This is a genomic window from Petrocella sp. FN5 (assembly GCF_029210395.1).
Lineage (GTDB): Bacteria > Bacillota > Clostridia > Lachnospirales > Vallitaleaceae > Petrocella.
Genome location: NZ_JARGDP010000136.1, coordinates 1 through 2,628, shown reverse-complemented (window position 1 = coordinate 2,628; position 2,628 = coordinate 1). Strand labels below are relative to the sequence as shown.

Below are 2,628 nucleotides of genomic sequence, written 5' to 3'. Positions count from 1 at the left end.
GTCTTATTGAAATTGTACTCATTTTCATGCCTCCTTCGCACAATGTGTGCTACAATGTATTACATATTTATATTATCATACTACCTCGAATCTGTCAAAGTTCAATGCCTATAAAAAGAATCCGCTATCAATTAGTGACTAACAGATTTCTATTATACTGTATTTACTTTTGTTACGCCACCAAACCGCAAGAACTGTCTCTGTAATATAGTGCTATAGGGATTAACAAGTATAACCCGAACATTAGCAGTATAGTGTTTAATCCATTTTTTGTGTGTTTGATAATTGCAAATCTATATTTCGACCAACATACATTATTCTTATTATTGCCACCGTATTTTTTTCTTTAATGACTGTATAAAACACAAGATAGTTATCAACCGGAAGAACTCTCAATCCTTTACTATGCCATGGTTTGTTTTGGTATAGTTTATGTCGAAAAAGCAATGCATCTAAATCCTTAATTGCTTTCATGATTCTATTGATTTGATTTTTCGCAGTTTCTGGCACTAATAAATCCATTGCAATATAACTGTAGACATTTACAAGGTCCTTCTCTGATTCTTCGGTATAAACAATCTTATAACTCATGCCCATATTCCTTAGTGATTCGCTCAGCTACCTTATCTGCAGATACAACCCTGCCTGCCCTTAAGTCATTAAACCCTTTTTCTATTTCAGTGTCAAACTCTTCCATTTTTAAATCTCCATACTCAAGAGGTCTATTCTTTGTAACTTTAACATCAAAAGGTAGTCCATTTTGTAAAATAACCTGCCTCAAAAAAATATTAACCGCATTTGACATTGGTATGCCCAGTTTATTTAACACCATTTCTGCTTGTTCTTTTATTTCCGGCTCAACACGAGCAAAAATACTTGTAGTTTTAGCCATACATATCGCCTCCTATTGGTATTTATATCATATCACTTTGTATTGCTATATGCAATACTTAAGCATATTATGTATTATTCAACAGGAATAGTTACAATAGGTTAAGGCCTCAAAATGACTAACAGGACTCTATCATACTGTATTATTTTTTTACGCCATCAAACCGCAAGAACTGTCCCTCTGGTTGCTCTGGTTTCACTCAGCCTTTTCAAATACATATTCAGAGCTTTTCTCATACAAGAATTCCGGATCAATATCTGCTTCATTACACCATTCAATACTATCAAAAGAAACCCTAACCGATTTGAATTTACTTTCATCTTTCAGCTCTCTATAAATACCTTTATCTAAGTAAGGTTTCATATCAAATAATCTTTTTTCACTATTATCAAAAGTTATAAGTAACTGATAATCGCTTAAAGGCTTAACATTGGTAACAGCAAGATACATAATTACACCTCCTATTTTAATGGATCAATCTTAAAAGGAAGTTCGCTATTCATAGCTATTTCCCAGTTTGCCATCAACTCTTCTTGATGAAGTTCTGCCCATGCTAAAACAAGTTTATGCTGCTTTTGGGGTAAATATCCTTCTTTTAATTCACAGGTTTTTATATCAATAATTGCTTTATATTCTGCGTAGTAAGCATGAAAATGGGGAGGATTATGTTCTTCTGGAGCACAAAACATTCTAATTATTATGCCATAAAACATACTTATCGTTGGCATATTGTCACCTCTTTCAAAATATCATAGTAATATTCTTCCTTCAGCATAATTATAACATACTCTATTAGAACATTCCATCTCAACCCTACCCAAGCATTTATGCGCGAAATATCACTTTCAAAGCAAAAAGACCCGCTAGCCAAATTCATGACTAACGGGTCTCTGTTATACTGTATTAACTTTTGTTACGCCATTGAGCCGGAAGAACCGTCCCTGTGGTTGCTAATTCTTTTTTCTAACTCTTTGTAAATATTACTATCTTTTCTCAAACCAACTATAACAATGATCATAACACCATTTTCTTCTTTTAATTTGTATCCTACCCGATAATCACCATCAAATCTAAACTTTAGATAATCTTTAAGCTCTCTTGCTAAAGGCTCACCATAACCACCTCTCGCTTTAGGCAAAGGATTTTGTGCTATCTTGTTTGCTTTGTCTCTTAGATTAGATATTTGAACTTTCGTTAGTTTTAATTTTTTGATATCCTTTTGAACACTTTCAGCCCAAATAATCTTATAACCTTGCATCTTTAAACACCAAGACTTTCAAAAAATTCATCACTATCAACATATTTAGTATTTGGATCATTAAGTCGTTGTTCCATTACTTTAATCAACTCTAAGTCCAATTGTTTTTCTACAATACTTTCCATAGCTTTAAATTGCTCGTAAGGTACAATTACAGCGGAAGGTTTGTTATGGTTGAGAAGTATTTTGGCGTTTGTGAGTTCTTTTAGATATTTACCAATATGTTTTTTAAAATCAGTAATAGGTATTACTATGTTTTCAAAGCTTTCAGCTATCATAATATTCCCTCCTTTATATATTAAATATTAACACAAAAGTTAATAAAAGTCAATATATAATGCGAAATAATGTTCATTATAAAGTGCCTTTATATAAGCGAAGCTTTCAATAAGAGAAAAGAGATCTCCAATGGAAATATCTAAAAATAGTTCCTAATGTACTTAGTTGCTCTATCGAATACAGCAATTATATTCTCCAT

General features: G+C 32.2%; 6 protein-coding genes. All 6 read right to left on the bottom strand.

Translation table 11 applies throughout. The annotated features are described in order from the left end of the window. Nucleotides 1-258: 258 nt before the first annotated feature. The 6 genes from P0N36_RS14960 to P0N36_RS14935 all read right to left on the bottom strand — a co-directional run bounded on the left by P0N36_RS14960 (nucleotide 259) and on the right by P0N36_RS14935 (nucleotide 2,428). Nucleotides 259-591 carry a type II toxin-antitoxin system RelE/ParE family toxin gene (locus P0N36_RS14960; protein WP_275843676.1) on the bottom strand — a complete coding sequence of 111 codons (333 nt, stop codon included), beginning with the start codon at nucleotides 589-591 and terminating at the stop codon, nucleotides 259-261. Continuing rightward, nucleotides 581-892: a type II toxin-antitoxin system RelB/DinJ family antitoxin gene (locus P0N36_RS14955; protein ID WP_275843675.1), complete on the bottom strand. Its 312-nt coding sequence runs from the start codon at nucleotides 890-892 to the stop codon at nucleotides 581-583. Before P0N36_RS14955 ends, P0N36_RS14960 begins: the two co-directional genes overlap by 11 nt. Before the next feature lie 195 nt (nucleotides 893-1,087). Then, a complete protein-coding gene (locus tag P0N36_RS14950; protein ID WP_275843674.1) occupies nucleotides 1,088-1,342 on the bottom strand; it encodes a DUF2442 domain-containing protein in 255 nt (84 codons plus the stop codon). A gap of 11 nt (nucleotides 1,343-1,353) precedes the next feature. Beyond that, the gene (locus P0N36_RS14945; protein ID WP_275843673.1) at nucleotides 1,354-1,620 is read right to left on the bottom strand and encodes a DUF4160 domain-containing protein; all 267 of its coding nucleotides are present in this window, start codon (nucleotides 1,618-1,620) and stop codon (nucleotides 1,354-1,356) included. 185 nt (nucleotides 1,621-1,805) lie between these two features. After that, nucleotides 1,806-2,150 carry a type II toxin-antitoxin system RelE family toxin gene (locus tag P0N36_RS14940; RefSeq protein WP_275843672.1) on the bottom strand — a complete coding sequence of 115 codons (345 nt, stop codon included), beginning with the start codon at nucleotides 2,148-2,150 and terminating at the stop codon, nucleotides 1,806-1,808. Nucleotides 2,151-2,152: 2 nt separating this feature from the next. Next, nucleotides 2,153-2,428: a type II toxin-antitoxin system Phd/YefM family antitoxin gene (locus P0N36_RS14935; protein WP_275843671.1), complete on the bottom strand. Its 276-nt coding sequence runs from the start codon at nucleotides 2,426-2,428 to the stop codon at nucleotides 2,153-2,155. Nucleotides 2,429-2,628: the final 200 nt, after the last annotated feature.